The sequence below is a fragment of the Vibrio sp. YIC-376 genome (assembly GCF_052353105.1).
In the GTDB taxonomy this organism is placed as follows: domain Bacteria; phylum Pseudomonadota; class Gammaproteobacteria; order Enterobacterales; family Vibrionaceae; genus Vibrio.
In genome coordinates, this window is the sequence record NZ_JBBWFK010000034.1 from 1 (window position 1) to 1,105 (window position 1,105).

The 1,105-nt window shown below is 44.3% G+C and carries 3 tRNA genes and 2 rRNA genes; all 5 read left to right on the forward strand.

The features are described 5' to 3' along the window. Positions 1 to 122 (forward strand): 16S ribosomal RNA (locus WJM94_RS24430); the annotation flags it as partial. An 89-nt stretch (positions 123 to 211) separates the two neighbouring features. Further along, positions 212 to 287: transfer RNA gene (locus WJM94_RS24435), tRNA-Glu, on the forward strand. A gap of 2 nt (positions 288 to 289) precedes the next feature. Then, positions 290 to 365, forward strand: a tRNA-Lys gene (locus WJM94_RS24440). A 30-nt stretch (positions 366 to 395) separates the two neighbouring features. Further along, a tRNA-Val gene (locus WJM94_RS24445) sits at positions 396 to 471 on the forward strand. 338 nt (positions 472 to 809) lie between these two features. Beyond that, positions 810 to 1,105 (forward strand): 23S ribosomal RNA (locus WJM94_RS24450); the annotation flags it as partial.

The window sequence follows — 1,105 nt, forward strand, 5'->3', positions numbered from 1 at the left end:
GGGCTGCAAAAGAAGTAGGTAGTTTAACCTTCGGGGGGACGCTTACCACTTTGTGGTTCATGACTGGGGTGAAGTCGTAACAAGGTAGCGCTAGGGGAACCTGGCGCTGGATCACCTCCTTATACGATGATTACTCACGATGAGTGTCCACACAGATTGATACGGTTTATGAAGTTTAAGAGAAAGTAAGTGCCCAACACTTACACTTAGTGTCCCGTTCGTCTAGAGGCCTAGGACACCGCCCTTTCACGGCGGTAACAGGGGTTCGACTCCCCTACGGGATACCATTGGGTCGTTAGCTCAGTTGGTAGAGCAGTTGACTTTTAATCAATTGGTCGCAGGTTCGAATCCTGCACGACCCACCATTCTTCTCCACGAAGAATTAAAACTTATGTGGGCGATTAGCTCAGTTGGGAGAGCACCTGCCTTACAAGCAGGGGGTCACTGGTTCGAGCCCGGTATCGCCCACCATTCTCTAAGCATTTTTGGAATAAAATATCCAAACCAGAGCAAGCAATTGATACTGGTTGGTATTTTTGACTCTGAAAGTCTTTAGAAAATGTACTTCCTTGTGAAGAAACATAGCTCTTTAACAATTTGGAAAGCTGACAAAACAAACTTTGTTTTTTTGAAATAAAGATTTGTTTGTAAAGTTCTCAAAGTATTCATTAATTTGAATACAACTAAAAACACATTCAAGTGTTCTTGGAATTTGAGTCCGGCAAAATCGAAAGCTATCTCGCTCATTCAAATAATGAGATAGCAACTTTGGTTGTTTAACATCAATTCGAAACTCCTTCGGGTTGTATGGTTAAGTGACTAAGCGTACACGGTGGATGCCTTGGCAGTCAGAGGCGATGAAGGACGTATTAACTTGCGATAAGCCCAGATTAGGCAGTAAAAGCCACTTGAGTCTGGGATTTCCGAATGGGGAAACCCACTTACATAAGTAAGTATCCTGTTGTGAATACATAGCAGCAGGAGGCGAACCGGGGGAACTGAAACATCTAAGTACCCCGAGGAAAAGAAATCAACCGAGATTCCGAAAGTAGCGGCGAGCGAAATTGGACTAGCCCTTAAGCTTTACACGCGTTAGACGAACGGT